Genomic DNA, 16,981 nt, shown 5'->3' with positions numbered 1-16,981 from the left:
GGAAAAGGTAATGATTTTACTTGCAAAAACGAGGACGCTGAACCGGCTGCTGCAGCGTGCGGCCGGAGGCGCACTCAATTTCCGGGAGATGGCGGAGGTGCTGTGCACAACCATACAAGCGGATGTATTTGTGGTCAGTCGCAGAGGTAAGGTGTTGGGATGCGCTGCAGTTGGTCCTTATCAACACGAGCAGCTTCGGGCGTTGCCGGTCGAAGATTTGCGTTTTTCTACGGCATGCAACGACCGTCTGATGAGCATGCAGGAAACGGTAACCAATACCAAACCGGATGAAGGCGTATGCGATGCGTTTCCGATGATGGCCGGACACGAGAAAATGACGGTTGTCCCCATCGTCGGCGGACGGGACCGGCTTGGGACGTTGGTCTTGCTTCGAAGCGCGGAACCTTTTGGCGATGACGATCTGATCCTTGCCGAGTACGGATCAACGATAGTCGGTATGGAAATTCTCCGCGAGCGCGCGGAAGAAATTGAACTTGAGGCAAGAAGCAGAGCCGTTGTCGCCGTTGCGGTAGGTTCGTTGTCCTTTAGCGAGCTTGAGGCAGTTGAGCATATCTTCGATGAGCTGGACGGCAAGGAAGGCCTGCTGGTTGCCTCGAAGATAGCCGACCGTGTGGGCATCACAAGATCGGTTATCGTGAACGCGCTGCGAAAGCTGGAGAGCGCAGGAGTGATTGAAACTCGGTCTTTAGGCATGAAAGGCACTTACATCAAAACTTTAAATACGATGCTCCTCCAAGAATTGGAAAAAAACAAAGCCTGAAGGCGCAAAAAATGCAAAAAACAGTTCTTATATCCCGGTTTGAGGTCCTATCTTTCAAAAAGATAGGGCTTTTTTCTTATTGTAATAATTTAGGAAATTAAGGAATATTAATTTAGCGGCATTTATCGACAAGTTGTTCTCATTTTTTTAATAATCTTTTGTCGAAAGAAGCAGGAATGAGGGAAAACCTGTTGAATAATAACAGGAGCAGATTAGATAAGAAAGCGGGGTTTCATTCATGTTATTGAACAGCCCGGGATTTCACCGGCTGCAGGGTGCCATTAGTGCTGCGGAAATGCGTCAACGAGTCATTTCAAATAATGTAGCCAATGACGACACGCCTAAATTCAAACGTTCTGACGTTACATTCGAGCAGCTTCTGGATCAGACTCTAAGCAATGGAATGCCTGTTCTCGCGGGCAAACGGACCGATACCCGCCACATACCTATTGGCGCCTCATCTTCCTTGCCCGAAGCAAAAATTGTAACGGATGAGCATAGTGTCATGAACAATAATTCAAACAATGTGGATATTGATCGGGAAATGTCGTTACTTGCTGAAAACCAACTATCCTATAATTTTTACATCCAGCAGCTCAACCACGATGTTAAAATGATGCGAACAGCCATTGAAGGGAGATAGATGAGATGAAGCTTACTAATGGTTTTAATGCAAGCGCATCGGCCCTTACCGCCCAGAGATTGCGAATGGATGTCATTTCTTCCAACATTGCTAATGCTGAGACAACCCGGGCAAATTTCGTCAATGGACGCTACGAGCCTTACAAACGAAAGATGGTTGTGCTTGAACCGAATCAGCCCTCATTCTCGAGTGTTTTAAACGGACAGTTGAACGGAACCGGAAATAACGGGGTCAAAGCGGTTCGAATTATGGAAGACAGCAGCCCTTCCAAGCTGGTCTATAATCCTACCCATCCCGACGCGGACACCAACGGCTATGTAAATATGCCGAATGTTGATATTGCCAAAGAAATGGTCGATATGATTTCCGCATCGCGTTCATATGAGGCGAACGTTACAGCATTAAACGCAACGAAGGGCATGTTTACGAAAGCCCTTGAGATTGGCAGAAACTAGCTAAAAAAGATAAACCGGAGGGATTCCAGTGATTAACCAAACAACACTTAGTCAGGTACTGCCTACTCGCTCGGCGAACGCGAATGCCGTCAGCGAAAAGTCTACGCCGGCAGAAATGACGCAAAACTTCGGTGATTTTCTTCAAAAGGCGCTGGACAGCGTCAGTGCACAGGAATCGAATGTTTCGGCATTAACGGATCAATTTATGGTCGGAAAAGTGGATGTTTCCCAGGTCATGATCGCAGCTTCGCAAGCTGAAATCAGTTTGCAATTAACCACACAAATCAGAAATAAGGTGATAGACGCTTATCAAGAAATCATGCGAATGCAAGTATAATTCAACTTCTTGAGGAGTCATAGCACATGATTGGGGTGGAATTGTGAACGAGAAATTCACCCAATATAGGGGGAAGTTAGCCCAATATTGGAATTCAATGGGTAGAAATCAAAAGATTTGGCTTGGCGCGACATTAGGTATTCTTCTGCTTTCCGTTATTTTATTGACAACTTTTTTTTCAAGAACGCAGTATGAAGTCGCTTTTCAGGATTTGGACAGTACGGATTCCGCAGCGGTTATGAATTATCTGGATACCAACAAGATTGCGTATAAGCTTGATGATGCAGGCAAAACGATATCCGTTCCTTCTGCAAATGCTGCCAAGGTAAAGGTGGAAGCCGGTTCCCAGGGACTGGTGCAAAACGGATCTATCGGATTTGAAGCCTTCAATGACGGCGGTTCGATGTTCGGGTCCACTGATCGGGAATTCGACGTAAAGTACCGCAATGCCTTAAACGGTGAGATTCAGCGACTCCTCAATAATATGCAGGGTGTTCAGAAATCCAGTGTTCTGGTCAATTTACCAGAAAAAAGTGTGTTTGTTTCCACAGAAGAGAAGGAACAAGCATCCGCCTCAATAATGATGGATTTCAAGCCAGGTTACCGACCATCACAAAAAGAAGTAGACGGATACTACAATCTGGTTAAAACAGCCGTCCCCAATTTAAGCATCGATAATATCACCATTTCCAGTCCCGAAGGCGAATTGCTCGCTTCCACAGCACTCGGCGGAAGCAATGGGGGGAGCGCGCTGGCGCTGGAAACCCACTATCAGATTCAGCACAAGTACGAAGCTGATCTTAAACGCAATATTCAGCAGTTTCTGGGCCGGATGGTCGGCATGGATAATTTGGTGGTCAACGTCCAAAGCTCCATCAATTTTGACAAGAAAAAATCAGACCAGCAGCTTGTCGAACCGCTTCCGGACAATAGCAACAACGGAATTATCATCAGCGAGCAGACCGACAACAAATCGACCACAGGCGCTGGTGCTGCGGGTGGAGTTGCCGGAACAGGCGAAACGGATGTTCCTGGATACCAGGCAACAGAAGGAAGCGGCGCAGGAACTTCTGAAGAAAATTCTCGAACTACCAATTATGAAGTCAACCGGATCAATAACCAGATCGAATCCGGTCCTTATGTGATTAAAGATTTGTCCATTAGTGTCGGTGTGGATAAAACAAGGCTGGACGACGAAACAAAAGCAGGCATGAATGAATTCCTTGTTTCACTTGTCCGTTCCCAATTGGTTGAATCCGGTCAAGATGTTAATGATGACCTGTTGATCACCAAAAAGGTGGCCATACTCGGCCAAACATTTGCCGATGGCAGCAGTTCTTCTTCGGCAACCGGACTATCCACAGGATGGCTCGTCGGAATTGGTCTGGCAGCGCTCGCCATTATCGGCGGGTTGGTATATGTCGTGCTTCGCCGCCGCAAGCAAGCTGCTATGGAGCAAGAAGATGATATGGTCGTACCCGGTAAGGTGGAGTATCCGACAATCGATCTCGATGCGGTTAATAATGAGAGCCAGGTACGCAAGCAGCTGGAGACACTTGCCAAACGTAAACCAGAGGAGTTTGTTAATCTACTCCGTACCTGGCTCGTTGATGAATAGAGGTGGCCCTGGTGGCAAAAGCAACGCAAGGATTCAGTGGCAGGCAAAAAGCAGCTATTTTGTTAATTTCACTCGGGCCGGAAGTATCCGCTCAAATTTTCAAGCATTTGCGGGATGAGGAAATCGAACAGCTTACCCTTGAAATTGCCAATGTGCGCAAGGTCGACACGATCGATAAAGAAACCATTCTCAGTGAGTTTCATCAAATCTGTCTGGCTCAGGAATATATCTCGCAAGGAGGTATCGCTTACGCAAGGGAAATTCTGGAGAAAGCGCTTGGCGAGCAGAAAGCTTCGGAGGTCATCGGCCGTCTGACAGCTACTTTACAGGTTCGGCCATTCGACTTTGCACGCAAGGCGGAGGCAAGTCAGATTCTGAACTTTATTCAGAATGAGAATGCACAGACTATTGCGCTGGTACTTTCGTATCTGCAATCGGAGCAATCCGCGCAGATACTTTCTTCACTTCCGCAGGATAAACAAGCGGATGTGGCAAGGAGAGTCGCGCTTATGGACAGCACCTCGCCAGAGGTGATTTCCCAAGTGGAACGCATACTTGAACAGAAGCTTTCTGCTACCGTTACTCAAGATTACACCAGTGCGGGTGGAATTGAATCAATTGTTCAAATATTAAATGGTGTTGACCGGGGGACGGAGCGCACCATCCTCGATGCCTTGGAGATCCAGGACCCGGAATTGGCCGAGGAAATCAAAAAAAGAATGTTTGTTTTCGAAGATATCGTCAATATCGACAACCGCTCCATCCAACGGATTATCCGGGACATCGAGAATGCCGATCTGCAGCTTGCGCTTAAGGTTGCCAGTGAAGAAGTTCGCGAAGCGATATTCCAGAACATGTCCAAGCGCATGGCGGAGACGTTCAAGGAAGAGATGGAATATATGGGACCTGTCAGGCTGCGTGACGTGGAAGAAGCTCAAACCCGTATCGTAGCTACAATACGCAGACTTGAAGAATCAGGAGAGATCATCATCGCGCGTGGCGGAGGAGATGACATCATTGTCTAAGCTGTATAAGTCCTCTCATGTTGTTTCAGTTGAAGAGCTCAAGCGGTTGGAATGGCTAAATAAATATGCTTCCAAGCAGGAAGTGGAAGAAGAACCGGTTGCTCCTGCAGCCGATGAAGAAACCATCTCGCTTCGGGATCAGATCTTAACGGATGCGGAGTCATTTGCCAAGCAGCGTATCGAGGAATCCAGCGAACAGATCGAGGAGATGTTCAAGCAGGCTAATGATCAGATAGACGGCTGGTGGCTTGAACGGCGGTTGCAGGATGAAGAGCTGATGGAACAAATCCGGAGGGATGGTTTTCAGCAGGGACATGAGGAAGGCCGGCAGAATGCGGAGCAGGAAGTACGGGCTCAATGGGAAACCATGCTTACGGAGGCCAGGTCCATTCTGGATTCCGCTTATCAGACCAAGGAACAGATCATTCAGGAATCCGAGCCTTTTCTGGTAGAGCTAAGCGCCGCAATCGCAGAGAAGATCATTAATCGGCAGCTAACGGTTTCACCGGAATGGTCGCTGGATCTGATCCGCAAGTCGTTGGAGCGCAGAAGAGAGCAGGGAGTCATCATTCTGTGTATTTCTCCCAATCAGCTGACCTTTGTACAGGCAGCGAGAGAAGAGCTGAGCCTTGTAATCGACTCGCAGGCCGAATTGCAAATTGTTCCCGACGTATCGGTCAAGGATTTTGGCTGCGTCATCCGTTCTTCTTTTGGAAGCATCGATGCCAGAATCGACACGCAGCTCTCCGAAATCAAGCGCGAGCTGATTCAGCTGACCTTGCAGGCGGAAGAGCGGGGCCAAGACGATGAGAACTAAGCTGGATGCCTCCAAATATATCGAGCATATGCGTACGATTGATCCGGTCCGCGTAAACGGTAAAGTTACGCAGGTCATCGGACTCACAGTAGAATCCGAAGGCCCGGATGCCAGTATCGGGGATGTATGCTACATCTATCCAGTCAAATCCTCCAAGCCGCTTAAGGCAGAGGTTGTCGGATTTCGCAATAATAAAGTCATTCTGATGCCGCTTGGCGAGCTTCAGTCGATTGGACCGGGCTGCGATGTGGTCGGAACAGGAAAACCGCTTACCGTTCAGGTGGGCTCCGATCTGCTGGGAAAAGTGCTGGACGGTCTTGGACAGCCGCTTGACGGATCCTTTGTCCCAAGCCGCATGCCGCATTACTCCACGCATAATGTGCCCAGCAATCCGCTTAGCCGGCCTCGGGTGTTGCATCCGCTCAGTGTCGGCGTTCGCGCCATTGACGGCCTGCTCACAATCGGGCAAGGACAGCGGGTAGGGATCTTTGCAGGCTCTGGTGTTGGAAAAAGTACCCTGCTCGGCATGGTAGCCCGCAATACATCGGCTGATGTTAATGTCATCGCCCTGATCGGGGAACGCGGCCGCGAGGTGCTCGAGTTCATCGAGAAGGATCTCGGTCCCGAGGGACTGGCCCGTTCGGTCGTCATTGTTGCGACTTCCGATCAACCGGCGCTTATCCGGATTAAGGGAGCTTTGATTGCTACGAGTATTGCAGAATATTTTCGCGATCGCGGACTGAATGTGATGCTGATGATGGATTCCGTGACCCGTTACGCAACGGCGCTGCGCGAAGTGGGACTGGCCATTGGCGAACCACCTGCGACCCGCGGCTACACGCCTTCTGTGTTTGCCAATTTGCCGAAGCTGCTGGAACGCGCAGGTACGGGACCGAAAGGTTCGATTACTGCTTTCTATACCGTGCTGGTTGATGGTGACGATATGAATGAGCCGATTGCCGATGCGGTTCGCGGTATCCTGGATGGACATATTGTGCTAAGCCGGGATTTAGCCCATAAGGGCCATTTCCCTGCGATTGATATTCTTTCGTCCGTCAGCCGGGTAATGAAAGAAATCGTACCGGAAGAGCAGCAGGATGCCGCTAATGAAATGAAAAGACTAATGGCTGTATTTAAGGATTCGGAAGACTTGATCAATATTGGGGCGTACCAACGCGGATCCAATACAGAAATTGATAAAGCCATTGATGCCAATGATTCGATACGAGCATTCACCCGTCAGAAAACATCGGAAAAGGTCGATTATCAGGAAGCGCAAGCCCGGCTGATCGCCGAATTTTATAATGCATAAACTTTTTACGACATGAAGGAGTTGATGGTTGATAATGGCAGGATTCCAGTATGCATATCAGAAAATCGTCGATCTCAAGTCTAGCGAGAAAACCCAGGCGGAATGGCTGCTCTCGACGGCGGTAGGCAAACTGCAAACGGAAGAAATGTCCCTTAATCAATACTTTCAGGAACGGGCTTCCTGGAGCGAGCGCCTGCATGTGGCGTCCTCGACTGCCGTGACATTATCGGAGCTGATGGTCATGCAGCAGTATATCGAATATGTGGATACATGCATTCAGACGAAGCAGATGGATGTCAAGCATGCCCAGCGGCATGTTGATGACAGCCGGGTGGTGTTGACCGATAAAATGATGGACGAGAAGGTCTGGCAAAAATCAAAAGAACGGGCTTTGGGCCGCTTTCGCTCCATCATGCAGACAAAAGAACAGAATGAACTCGATGAAATGGCGACGGTTCGCTTCGCAGCTGCAGCCCGATGACGATGAAAAGCTGGAAATATAGGAGACTAACTTGCGCAGTACTAGTTGGCTCTGATATTTAACAGTGAAGAAAATCGTGCCGCCGCAAAAAAACGGCATCAGCCGGTCGGGATAATAACGCCCGAGGGAGGGATTAACTTGGCGGATATGGAGATTGAAAAGCAAGGATACAGCGGTTTTGAGCGGTTAATGTTTTTTGTTACACCCATTTTATTTACCATTGTGCTGCTTGGCGTATTGGTTACTTTATTCGATTTCAATCTGCGAAATAAGGCGCTGGAGTTGGGAAATTCTATTCCCTTTCTGAGGGATGTTCTTCCCGAACCGGCAGAGGTGGATAACCAGACTGCTGGCGAATCCGACGGGCAAACCGCCAATAAGAACAATGCGGCCAAAATTGCCGAGCTAAGCGCAGCGATTGCTTCAAAGGAAGCGGCGCTCAAGCAGGCCGGCGAGACCAAGTCAAAGCTGGATCAGGAAATCAAGGATCTGCAGGCAGAGGTTGATCAGCTGAAAGAAACCAGCAAGGACAAACAGCTTGATGATGAACAATATCAAAGCAAAATAACAGAATTGGCTAATATGTATGCCAAGATTACGCCAAGCAAAGCGGCACCGATTCTTGAAAGCATGGCGCTGGAGGAAGCGGTACTCGTGCTCGACGCGATGCGTCCGGATGACCGGGTGAGGATTTTGGAAAAAATGACGCCGAAGGCTGCGGCCAACGCAACCGTGATGCTCAAGGATGGCAAAACCTCCAAGGACCGTCAGATTGCCGCTCTGCAGGCACGGATCAAACAGCAGGAGTCAGCCACCGCACAGCCGGAAACCATACTGGATAAACAGCAGCTCAAAGCAACCTTCAACTCAATGGATGCGAAAAGCGCGGCTGAGCTGCTGCTCAAGATGGCCGATGTGAGCCCAAGCAAGGTGCTGCGGATATTAAATGCGGTGGACGACACCGCACGCTCCAGAATCGTGGCCGAAATGTCCGGTCTGAACAACAAGATAACCGCACAGCTTGTTTCGAAACTGATGGTCGGCAAATAGGAACCTGCACGATGAAGGAAAGCGAGCATCTTCTAAGAAAGGAGGTGAAATAAAAATGCAAATGCCAATTTCTCAAGCAGCACCTGGCGCATCATCGGCACCGGCGGGCGGGACATCCGTAAAATCGGCCGGGGGCGATGGTTTCGTCCAGACTTTGGTCCAAAGTATAAGCGGCACAGGATCGACGCAAACCGCAGCTAACGGATCGCCTGCGACAAAGGTGGTGACCGCCAGTCAGCTGACCTCCTTGCTCGGTGAGAATGTTTCAACTGCCGATCTGATTTCGGCGATCACGGAAATGCTCAAGAAGCTGGATGCTTTGAATGATCAAGAAGGCGATTCAACCGTATCCAATGAACATTTATCGGATGCGCTGCAGCAGGTGGAAAATTTGCTTGCCTTGTTCGGAGCAGTTCCCATGATCACACCTCCCGTTTTGGAGACCGTTGTTCCAGTGGATGGCGAAGACAAGGGCCCGATTCCTGTTTCTGATTCACAGAATTCGGCGGAAGCAGTCACTCAATCCGCGAATCCTGTATCGTCCGCAAGCCCAATGGTTGCAGCTGCAACAAACGTCCAATTGGCTGTGGTGCAAATCGCTGCAGCGGAATCCGGAAGCGAAGAAACGGAAGCTGTGCTCAAGACCGGACTTCAGGATGCCCTGATTGATCTTCGCAGCCTTCTGCAGCAGAACAAGAACAGCAGAACCAACCGGGACCTTCTTGCAGCTGCAGGCAATCAACTGGCTGAAGTGGAACAGAAGCTTGATGGCAGGATACAGGGAGTTTTCCAGACTCAAGCGGCATCTGCAACCGTTGAGGAGGGACTTGACACCATCAGAACAACGCAAACAGTACCGGCAGCCAATATACATTTGCAGCGAATGGCTCACCAGTTGTTCCATGTCGGAGCACTGACGAGTCGCAATGTGTCTGAAGACCAGTCAGCTGTAGAAGAAGCGGGAACTGTGAGTATGGATAGTCCGGACACCGGGATGCCGGTAGCCGCGGCGAATCACGAGCTTCAGCGCCAGATGCAGGCAGCAAGACCGCTTGTGGTCCAGCCTGTACCGGTTCACCAGTTTGCCGAGAATATGCAGAATCTGATTGTGAAGCAGTTTAATGTTTCTTCCGTTAACGGCATGTCGGAAGCGCGCCTAACGTTGACACCGGATCATCTTGGACAGGTTGACGTGCGGATCACCGTTCAAAACGGACTGTTGACTGCCGTGTTTCTGACCGATACATCGGCTGCCAGAGATATACTGGAGAATCAGATGGCTCAACTTCGCGCTTCACTGCAATCCCAGGGGCTTCAAGTGGACAAGCTTGAAGTTTCGCAAAATACGGTCCAAACCAGTCTGTTCCAGGACCGTCAGGGACAAAACAGCAGAGAACAACAGGAAGGCAAACGCAACAAAACAAAAGAAGATTCAATAGATGGAATTGCAAGCTTTGAAACGGATCTGGAAGAATCAGCGCAAGACCAGGCGGTTGACCGTCATATGGGACTGGGCCGGGGAATTCATACCACAGCTTAGGAAGTGTCAGGCGATAATGCCATGCTCGTAGGATTGGAGGTGAAACGAGAATGTCGAATGAAGCGATCTCGACCAGTAATGTATGGCCGTACTATTCATCCAGCAATGTGCAGACCGCTGCGGTCAAACCGAAAGACGATACACTAGGGAAAGATCAATTTTTGCGAATTCTTGTCACTCAGCTGTCAAATCAGGATCCCATGCAGCCGCTGCAAGATAAGGATTTTATTGCCCAGATGGCTCAGTTCTCTTCTGTAGAGCAACTGATGAACATGACGGGGGAATTAACCAAACTCCGGCAGAATCTTGGGATGGCCTCGACGATGATCGGGAAGGAAATCCAATGGTTTGAAACCGCCGAAACGGGCGAGCTGCTGCCCATGATCGGAAAAGTCGATTCCATCATCTTAAGTGGCGGCGTACAATACGCCAGAGTGGGCGATAAGGATATCGATTTGGACAGTATTGTAGCGATCACCGAAGGTGGTGCACAGTCGGAGTGAATGACGGAATAAAGATTGGTCATTTGAGCTTGACCAGCTCTAACGCGGGTTTACGCAAAACCTCTTCCCAGGAAAAATCGGCAGCGCCGCTCTCATTCAAGGAAGTGCTGGACCGCAATGTTCTGAAGTTCAGCAGCCATGCGCAGCAGCGGATGGAGCAGCGTGGAATATCATTCAAGCCAGAGACGCTGACCAAGATCGTGGATGCCATCGATCAGGCAGCAACCAAAGGGGCGAAGGATTCCCTGGTTGTCTACCGCGACATTGCCATGATCGTGAATATTCCCAGCCGTACGGTGGTCACTGCCCTTGAAGGCAGCGCGCTTAAAGGCAATGTGTTCACCCAGATTGATAGTGCAGTAATCGTTTCCTAAACGGCTGGACCTCCTATGAGGAAGCCTATAGGCCGCCGAACGACCGAAGCGGCCGGCAGCATGCTTCAATAAAACTAGAAATTAATGGAGGTTAATAACGATGTTAAGATCGATGTATTCCGGTGTGTCGGGTATGCGCGGATTTCAAACCAAGCTTGATGTGATCGGTAACAATATCGCCAATGTCAATACGGTAGGCTTCAAAGCTGGACGCGTTATGTTCAAGGATATTTTGAGCCAATCGGTATCGGGCGTGACCCGCCCGGAGGATGGCACTACAGGCGGCGTGAATGCCAAGCAGATTGGTCTGGGCGTGTCGATCAGTGCGATTGATACTATTCATACCCCCGGCAGCGCCATGACAACGAACGTCCCGACCGATGTCCGGATTGATGGGGATGGATTTTTTGTGGTTTCCCCTGATGATGGCACAAACCGCTTTCTGACGCGTGCCGGTAATTTCACCGTGGATGCGCTTGGACAGATGGTGAACAGCGACGGATTGTTTGTCCTCGATACAGGCGGAGCTCCTATCATTGTAGATCCGGCAGCCGTCAAAGCATTCTCGATCTCGCAGGATGGTTCTGTTATCGGTGTGGCTGCGGACGGCACAAGTTCCGTTATTGCCCAGCTTGGCGTTATGAAAGTGGTCAATCCTTCAGGTCTGGAGAAGGTCGGAGGCAGCTTGTACAAGGTAACGCAGAATGCCAATCCGGAAGGCGATGACCAAACCCTGACATTCGCCGGTGATCTTGAAGCGGGTACGGGGGCTCTGATCGCCGGGCAGCTGGAAATGTCCAATGTGGACCTCACCTCGGAATTTACCGAGATGATCGTGGCACAACGCGGATTCCAGGCCAACTCGCGGATTATCACCACTTCTGATGAAATACTTCAAGAGGTTGTTAATTTGAAACGATAGGTAAGAACGCCGTAGGGGAGACATGATGTCTCCCCGGCAGGTTAAGGGGGGGAGCCCATGATTGACGTAACGCGATTGAACGGAACACGGTTTTACATGAATGCACTGTTGATCGAAACGATTGAAGAAACACCGGATACGCTTATAACGCTAACGACAGGCAAGAAAATATTAGTATTGGAGAAAGCGGCCGACGTGATTTCCTCCATACAAGTTTATCTTCGTTCTATTGGCGTCTATGCGGCGAATGTAAAGAGCGGACAAACGGAGGGACCCTTGACATGAAGAAAATGCTGCCCTGGTTAATAACGATTTTGCTCGCAATTACACTTATCGCTGTTGTTGCTGTTATTTTATTCAAATCTTTAATGGGCGGGGACGAGCCTAAAGACTCTGCCGCCAAAGCAGCAAGCAATGCCGAAAGCGTGAAAGTGGAAAAGCTTAAAGCCGACGAGCGGGTTGAAGTGACCAGCGTGCTGACCGATATTATGACCAATTTATCCGAACCCGAGTACATTGTGAAGATGGGTCTGGCCTTTCAATTGGATAAGAAAGCGACAAAAGAGGATTTCGAAAAAATTAAAGAAATCCAAATCCGGCCGATTATTATCCGTACGCTGTCCGATATGACGAAAGAACAGATTAATGGTTCCAAAGGCAAAGACGAGCTGTGCTCGAAGCTGCTGAATTTGATTAATCCCGTGCTTCCCAAAGGAACCCTTGTGAATGTGGAAATTACGAACTTTATTGTGACCGGACTATAAGTACAAGGCAGATATGCCTTCCATTGAAGGGGGTGAAATAGTTGGTTGATGTTTTATCGCAGAACGAGATTGACGCGTTGCTTGCTGCTTTATCGTCCGGTGAGATGGATGCTGAAGAACTGAAAAAGGAAGATACGCAGAAGAAAATTCGCTCGTATGAATTTAAGCGTGCGGTCCGTTTTTCGAAGGATCATATCCGGAGCTTGACCCGGATACACGAGAACTTCGCGCGATATTTGACGACTTATTTCTCGGCGCAGCTCCGTACGTTTGTTCAAATTAGTGTCGTCCAGGTGGAACAGCTGCCCTATGATGAATTTATCCGCTCCATCCCCAAAATGACGATTCTCAATATCTTTGAAGCGGAACCGCTTGAAGGCCGGATGGTTATGGAGGTTCACCCTAACGTAGCTTATGCGATGCTGGATCGGATGCTTGGCGGCCAAGGCGTAGCACCGTCCAAGATCAACGCGCTGACTGAAATTGAAACGATTATTATGGAACGGATTTTCAGTAGAACGTTTGAGAGCTTGCAGGAGGCGTGGAAGACGATTGTCGATATTTCACCGAGACTGGAAGCGCTCGAGACCAATCCGCAATTTATGCAAATCGTTTCTCCGAATGAAACGATTGCCCTGATTTCATTAAGCACTAAAATCGGTGATACGACGGGGATGATTAATTTATGTATTCCGCATGTTGTTATTGAGCCGATTATGCCAAGACTTTCTGTACACCATTGGTTTGTTTCACAGAAAAAGACACGCGCGCCGGAAGAAGTAGAGGTGCTGAAGCAGCGTGTCAGTAAAGCGAAGCTGCCGATTGTGGCGGAGCTTGGTCAATCCAGTATTTCAATCCGCGAGTTTCTGGGTCTTGCGGTCGGCGATGTAATCGCATTGAACAAACCGATTGGACAAGGTCTGGATTTGAAGGTCGGCGACAAGTTGAAATTTATCGGCAGTCCGGGTTCCGTCAAGGACCGCTTGGCTGTACAGATCGATGAAGTGGTCAGTGAAGGAGTGGAAGACGACTATGACGAGTAAAGACTATTTATCGCAAGAAGAAATTGATGCCCTGCTGCGTCAGTCCTCCGATCAGCCTGATATGACGGATAACGCCGGGGGCGGACAAGAGCTGGACAAGTATCTGAATCCGATGGAGCAGGATGCTCTCGGAGAAATCGGCAATATTACCTTCGGAAGCGCGGCCACTGCGTTATCCACGCTGCTGGGCAAGAAGGTCGATATTACCACGCCTGAGGTTTCGCTCATCAGGCGCAGTCAGCTTGACGATGAGTTTCCCAAACCGCATGTAGCAGTTTCCGTTCATTATGTGGATGGCTTTCAAGGGATTAATTCTCTGGTTATTAAAACCAAGGATGCACAAATCATCGCGGATCTCATGCTGGGAGGAGAAGGCAACCCGGCGGAAGAAGCTTTGAACGAGATTCACATCAGCGCCGTACAGGAAGCGATGAACCAGATGATGGGGTCATCGGCAACCTCGATGTCGACGATTTTCAACCGTTTTGTTAATATTTCGCCTCCGGGTATTGATATATTGAACATTTCAAACGGAGAAGGAGTGGAACAGCTCCCTCCGGACGATACCTTCATCAAAATCGCGTTCCGTCTGACGATTGGCGATCTGATCGATTCCACAATCATGCAGCTGCTCCCTATTCCTTTTGCCAAGGAAATGGTCGATACGCTCATGGGGGGAGTCGGCGAGCAGGCACCGGTTGAAGCCGCTCCAGCTCCTTCTGCACCGTATGTGGAACCGGTTCAGCAGCCCGTATACGCTGCACCTGAACCATCGCCGGCACCGATGGCGCCGCAAGCCGGTCAAGTTCCTCCTGCCGCTCAGCAGTACGCAGCACCGCCACAAAACGGTCCGCAAACCTATGGCGGAATGCCGAATCGGAACGTGAATGTTCAACCGGTACAATTCGCAAATTTTCAAGGTTCGCCGTATATTCAACCGGAGGATTCGAACTTAAATTTATTGCTCGACATTCCGCTCAAAGTCACAGTAGAATTAGGAAGAACCCAGAAGCAAATTAAGGATATTCTTGAGTTGTCACAGGGTTCGATTATTGAGCTGGACAAGCTTGCAGGCGAGCCGGTCGATATTTTGGTCAATAACAAACTGATCGCCAAAGGCGAGGTTGTCGTCATTGATGAGAATTTTGGTGTTCGGGTCACAGACATAGTCAGCCAGTGGGACCGTATTCAAAAGCTTCAATAACAACGGGGATAGCTTCCTTGGTCCGCAGCGGCTGCGATGCCGCCGTTCAAGGGGAGTTGCACAAACATTTTAGGGGGAACAAAACGATGGCAAACCGAATTCTGATAGTAGACGACGCAGCGTTCATGAGAATGATGATACGCGATATTTTGACCAAGAATGGTTACGAGGTAGTAGGAGAAGCGCAGGACGGTTCGCAGGCAATTGAGAAATATAAGGAACTGAAGCCGGATCTGATCACCATGGATATTACGATGCCCGAGATGGATGGCATTGTGGCTCTGAAGGAAATCAAGAAAATCGATGGCAATGCCAAAGTCATCATGTGTTCCGCCATGGGGCAGCAAGCGATGGTTATCGATGCCATTCAAGCAGGAGCCAAGGATTTTATTGTTAAGCCGTTCCAAGCTGACCGGGTAATTGAAGCCATCAAGAAAACACTCGGTTAGTTGGCTTATGAAACCTTTCAGGCTTGCGGGATTTACATGCGGCGGATGGATCATGATGTCAAAGGTGTCGGCAGCGGCAGCAAATGAAGAAATGCCGGAGGCGATTTCCGGTCCCGGCATCGGTTATCTGATTTGGGTTATTGTCGCTCTCGCACTCGTAATTGGCTTAATTGTCCTTCTGATCAAGTGGCTTTCCAAAAAAAACCGGGGCTGGGGTAACAGCCGGGCGCTTCGCTCCCTGTGCGGAATTCCGCTGGGTCAAAACAAATCTCTGCAGATTGTCGAGCTATCCGGACGCATTTATGTCGTTGGTGTCGGAGAAAACATCACGCTGCTCGACAAAATCGATGATCCCGATGCCGCATTGGCCATTCTGGAGGCGATTGAACTGCAGAACGGACGCCAGTGGAATTCACCGTCAGTTATGGATTTACTCAACCGGTTCAGGAACCGGAAAGATACTTCCGAGCCATCAAATGAACCTTGGCAGGCTGCATCGTCCTTTCAGGATTTGCTCCAGAGCAAGATGAAACGTCAATCGGCTCAAAAGCAGAGGGTCGAAGATCTCCTTAACGAGCAAAATCATAATGATCGGTTGTTGGATGAATGAACAAAAAAATCTTACTTTCACTTTTTGCGATTCAGTCGATAGTACTGCTGCTTCATTCACAGGCGTATGCCGAGCCTTTGCCCAGTATCAACCTGGACATCGGCAGCGGCGATGAGGCTCCGGGTACAAGCGCTCTTTCGCTGCTGCTGATCATTACCGTGCTCAGCGTGGCTCCAGCGATTCTGGTATTGATGACCAGCTTCACACGCATTGTTATCGTACTGGGGTTTGTCCGTACCTCACTGGGAACACAACAGATGCCACCGAATCAGGTATTGATTGGCCTGGCCATGTTTCTTTCCTTCTTTATCATGGCCCCTACGCTGGGACAGGTCAACGAGGTCGCTCTGCAGCCTTATCTGAAGGGTGAATTGTCACAGACCGAGGCGCTTTCCAAAGCGGCTGTGCCAATGAAGAAGTTCATGTTCAATCAGACCAGGGAAAAGGATCTGCTTTTGTTCATGAATTACACCAAAACAGAAAAACCAGAAACCTACGAGGACGTTCCGATTACGGTTATTGTTCCGGCTTATGCTCTAAGCGAGCTGCGTACTGCGTTTCAAATGGGCTTCATGATATTCATTCCATTTCTGATTATCGACATGGTTGTGGCCAGTACACTGATGGCGATGGGGATGATGATGCTGCCGCCGGTGATGATCTCGCTACCGTTCAAGATTCTGCTATTCGTTCTTGTCGACGGGTGGTATTTGATTGTCCGGTCACTGCTGCTGAGTTTCAACACATGATGTCTGTCAGGGAGGGAGTGCAGCCGTGAGTTCAGACTTCATTATTACACTGGCAGGGCAAGCGGTATACACGGTGCTGAAAGCTAGTGCGCCTATGCTGGTGCTTGGACTAGCCGTCGGATTGCTTGTAAGTATCTTCCAGGCGACAACGCAGATTCAAGAGCAGACACTGGGCTTCATTCCCAAGATCGTTGCTGTCCTGCTCTCCATTATACTGTTTGGTCCATGGATATTGAACACGCTGGTCGATTTCACTTACAATCTGCTGAATAATTTATATAAATACATCGGATAGGCTGTGAAT

General features: G+C 49.4%; 22 protein-coding genes. All 22 read left to right on the top strand.

Going from position 1 to position 16,981, the window contains the following annotated elements:
• The first annotated feature begins 10 nt into the window (after window positions 1-10).
• Window positions 11-781: a GTP-sensing pleiotropic transcriptional regulator CodY gene (gene codY, locus IEY46_RS13645; RefSeq protein WP_188992544.1), complete on the top strand. Its 771-nt coding sequence runs from the start codon at window positions 11-13 to the stop codon at window positions 779-781.
• Window positions 782-1,019: 238 nt separating this feature from the next.
• Entirely contained in the window at window positions 1,020-1,424 is a 405-nt protein-coding gene (gene flgB / locus IEY46_RS13640; protein ID WP_188992543.1) for a flagellar basal body rod protein FlgB, read from the top strand.
• Window positions 1,425-1,429: 5 nt separating this feature from the next.
• Window positions 1,430-1,879 (top strand): flagellar basal body rod protein FlgC, encoded by a 450-nt coding sequence (flgC, locus tag IEY46_RS13635; protein WP_188992542.1) that lies wholly within the window; start codon window positions 1,430-1,432, stop codon window positions 1,877-1,879.
• 28 nt (window positions 1,880-1,907) lie between these two features.
• Window positions 1,908-2,216, top strand: coding sequence for a flagellar hook-basal body complex protein FliE (fliE, locus tag IEY46_RS13630; RefSeq protein WP_188992541.1), 309 nt, complete (start codon window positions 1,908-1,910; stop codon window positions 2,214-2,216).
• 43 nt (window positions 2,217-2,259) lie between these two features.
• Entirely contained in the window at window positions 2,260-3,834 is a 1,575-nt protein-coding gene (gene fliF / locus IEY46_RS13625) for a flagellar basal-body MS-ring/collar protein FliF (protein WP_188992540.1), read from the top strand.
• 11 nt (window positions 3,835-3,845) lie between these two features.
• Window positions 3,846-4,859: a flagellar motor switch protein FliG gene (gene fliG, locus IEY46_RS13620; RefSeq protein WP_188992539.1), complete on the top strand. Its 1,014-nt coding sequence runs from the start codon at window positions 3,846-3,848 to the stop codon at window positions 4,857-4,859.
• Window positions 4,852-5,676: a FliH/SctL family protein gene (locus tag IEY46_RS13615; RefSeq protein ID WP_188992538.1), complete on the top strand. Its 825-nt coding sequence runs from the start codon at window positions 4,852-4,854 to the stop codon at window positions 5,674-5,676. Before fliG ends, IEY46_RS13615 begins: the two co-directional genes overlap by 8 nt.
• The gene (gene fliI / locus IEY46_RS13610) at window positions 5,666-6,988 is read left to right on the top strand and encodes a flagellar protein export ATPase FliI (protein ID WP_188992537.1); all 1,323 of its coding nucleotides are present in this window, start codon (window positions 5,666-5,668) and stop codon (window positions 6,986-6,988) included. Before IEY46_RS13615 ends, fliI begins: the two co-directional genes overlap by 11 nt.
• Window positions 6,989-7,022: 34 nt before the next feature.
• Window positions 7,023-7,469 carry a flagellar export protein FliJ gene (gene fliJ, locus IEY46_RS13605; RefSeq protein WP_188992536.1) on the top strand — a complete coding sequence of 149 codons (447 nt, stop codon included), beginning with the start codon at window positions 7,023-7,025 and terminating at the stop codon, window positions 7,467-7,469.
• A gap of 147 nt (window positions 7,470-7,616) precedes the next feature.
• Entirely contained in the window at window positions 7,617-8,519 is a 903-nt protein-coding gene (locus IEY46_RS13600) for a MotE family protein (protein WP_229750384.1), read from the top strand.
• A 55-nt stretch (window positions 8,520-8,574) separates the two neighbouring features.
• Window positions 8,575-10,059 carry a flagellar hook-length control protein FliK gene (locus tag IEY46_RS13595; RefSeq protein WP_188992534.1) on the top strand — a complete coding sequence of 495 codons (1,485 nt, stop codon included), beginning with the start codon at window positions 8,575-8,577 and terminating at the stop codon, window positions 10,057-10,059.
• 50 nt (window positions 10,060-10,109) lie between these two features.
• Window positions 10,110-10,562 (top strand): flagellar hook capping FlgD N-terminal domain-containing protein, encoded by a 453-nt coding sequence (locus IEY46_RS13590; RefSeq protein ID WP_188992533.1) that lies wholly within the window; start codon window positions 10,110-10,112, stop codon window positions 10,560-10,562.
• Complete coding sequence (locus tag IEY46_RS13585; RefSeq protein ID WP_188992532.1) at window positions 10,559-10,936, top strand: TIGR02530 family flagellar biosynthesis protein; 378 nt, start codon at window positions 10,559-10,561, stop codon at window positions 10,934-10,936. The genes IEY46_RS13590 and IEY46_RS13585 overlap by 4 nt, the downstream gene beginning before the upstream one ends.
• 100 nt (window positions 10,937-11,036) lie before the next feature.
• On the top strand, window positions 11,037-11,858 hold the full coding sequence (gene flgG, locus IEY46_RS13580) for a flagellar basal body rod protein FlgG (protein ID WP_188992531.1): 822 nt from the start codon (window positions 11,037-11,039) through the stop codon (window positions 11,856-11,858).
• Window positions 11,859-11,915: 57 nt separating this feature from the next.
• Window positions 11,916-12,143, top strand: a complete 228-nt coding sequence (locus IEY46_RS13575; protein ID WP_188992530.1) for a flagellar FlbD family protein — start codon at window positions 11,916-11,918, stop codon at window positions 12,141-12,143.
• Window positions 12,140-12,622, top strand: a complete 483-nt coding sequence (locus IEY46_RS13570) for a flagellar basal body-associated FliL family protein (RefSeq protein ID WP_188992529.1) — start codon at window positions 12,140-12,142, stop codon at window positions 12,620-12,622. The genes IEY46_RS13575 and IEY46_RS13570 overlap by 4 nt, the downstream gene beginning before the upstream one ends.
• 41 nt (window positions 12,623-12,663) lie before the next feature.
• The gene (gene fliM, locus IEY46_RS13565) at window positions 12,664-13,665 is read left to right on the top strand and encodes a flagellar motor switch protein FliM (protein ID WP_188992528.1); all 1,002 of its coding nucleotides are present in this window, start codon (window positions 12,664-12,666) and stop codon (window positions 13,663-13,665) included.
• The gene (gene fliY / locus IEY46_RS13560) at window positions 13,655-14,869 is read left to right on the top strand and encodes a flagellar motor switch phosphatase FliY (RefSeq protein ID WP_188992527.1); all 1,215 of its coding nucleotides are present in this window, start codon (window positions 13,655-13,657) and stop codon (window positions 14,867-14,869) included. Before fliM ends, fliY begins: the two co-directional genes overlap by 11 nt.
• A gap of 86 nt (window positions 14,870-14,955) precedes the next feature.
• Window positions 14,956-15,318, top strand: coding sequence for a response regulator (locus IEY46_RS13555; protein ID WP_188992526.1), 363 nt, complete (start codon window positions 14,956-14,958; stop codon window positions 15,316-15,318).
• Between the two features lie 52 nt (window positions 15,319-15,370).
• Entirely contained in the window at window positions 15,371-15,928 is a 558-nt protein-coding gene (locus tag IEY46_RS13550) for a flagellar biosynthetic protein FliO (RefSeq protein ID WP_188992525.1), read from the top strand.
• A complete protein-coding gene (fliP, locus tag IEY46_RS13545) occupies window positions 15,925-16,677 on the top strand; it encodes a flagellar type III secretion system pore protein FliP (RefSeq protein WP_188992524.1) in 753 nt (250 codons plus the stop codon). Before IEY46_RS13550 ends, fliP begins: the two co-directional genes overlap by 4 nt.
• 25 nt (window positions 16,678-16,702) lie before the next feature.
• Window positions 16,703-16,972 carry a flagellar biosynthesis protein FliQ gene (fliQ, locus tag IEY46_RS13540; protein WP_188992523.1) on the top strand — a complete coding sequence of 90 codons (270 nt, stop codon included), beginning with the start codon at window positions 16,703-16,705 and terminating at the stop codon, window positions 16,970-16,972.
• Window positions 16,973-16,981: the final 9 nt, after the last annotated feature.

The organism is Paenibacillus nasutitermitis, from assembly GCF_014641075.1.
Taxonomy (GTDB): domain Bacteria; phylum Bacillota; class Bacilli; order Paenibacillales; family Paenibacillaceae; genus Paenibacillus_Z; species Paenibacillus_Z nasutitermitis.
The sequence above is the reverse complement of the archived record's forward strand: the minus strand, read 5'-3'. Positions and strand labels throughout refer to the sequence as shown.

Bases quoted from the DNA above. Each gene is read 5' to 3' on its own strand.
- codY (WP_188992544.1), top strand. From the start codon at position 11: ATGATTTTACTTGCAAAAACGAGGACGCTGAACCGGCTGCTGCAGCGT.
- flgB (WP_188992543.1), top strand. From the start codon at position 1,020: ATGTTATTGAACAGCCCGGGATTTCACCGGCTGCAGGGTGCCATTAGT.
- flgC (WP_188992542.1), top strand. From the start codon at position 1,430: ATGAAGCTTACTAATGGTTTTAATGCAAGCGCATCGGCCCTTACCGCC.
- fliI (WP_188992537.1), top strand. From the start codon at position 5,666: ATGAGAACTAAGCTGGATGCCTCCAAATATATCGAGCATATGCGTACG.
- fliJ (WP_188992536.1), top strand. From the start codon at position 7,023: ATGGCAGGATTCCAGTATGCATATCAGAAAATCGTCGATCTCAAGTCT.
- IEY46_RS13600 (WP_229750384.1), top strand. From the start codon at position 7,617: ATGGAGATTGAAAAGCAAGGATACAGCGGTTTTGAGCGGTTAATGTTT.
- IEY46_RS13595 (WP_188992534.1), top strand. From the start codon at position 8,575: ATGCAAATGCCAATTTCTCAAGCAGCACCTGGCGCATCATCGGCACCG.
- IEY46_RS13590 (WP_188992533.1), top strand. From the start codon at position 10,110: ATGTCGAATGAAGCGATCTCGACCAGTAATGTATGGCCGTACTATTCA.
- flgG (WP_188992531.1), top strand. From the start codon at position 11,037: ATGTTAAGATCGATGTATTCCGGTGTGTCGGGTATGCGCGGATTTCAA.
- IEY46_RS13575 (WP_188992530.1), top strand. From the start codon at position 11,916: ATGATTGACGTAACGCGATTGAACGGAACACGGTTTTACATGAATGCA.
- IEY46_RS13570 (WP_188992529.1), top strand. From the start codon at position 12,140: ATGAAGAAAATGCTGCCCTGGTTAATAACGATTTTGCTCGCAATTACA.
- fliY (WP_188992527.1), top strand. From the start codon at position 13,655: ATGACGAGTAAAGACTATTTATCGCAAGAAGAAATTGATGCCCTGCTG.
- IEY46_RS13555 (WP_188992526.1), top strand. From the start codon at position 14,956: ATGGCAAACCGAATTCTGATAGTAGACGACGCAGCGTTCATGAGAATG.
- IEY46_RS13550 (WP_188992525.1), top strand. From the start codon at position 15,371: ATGATGTCAAAGGTGTCGGCAGCGGCAGCAAATGAAGAAATGCCGGAG.
- fliP (WP_188992524.1), top strand. From the start codon at position 15,925: ATGAACAAAAAAATCTTACTTTCACTTTTTGCGATTCAGTCGATAGTA.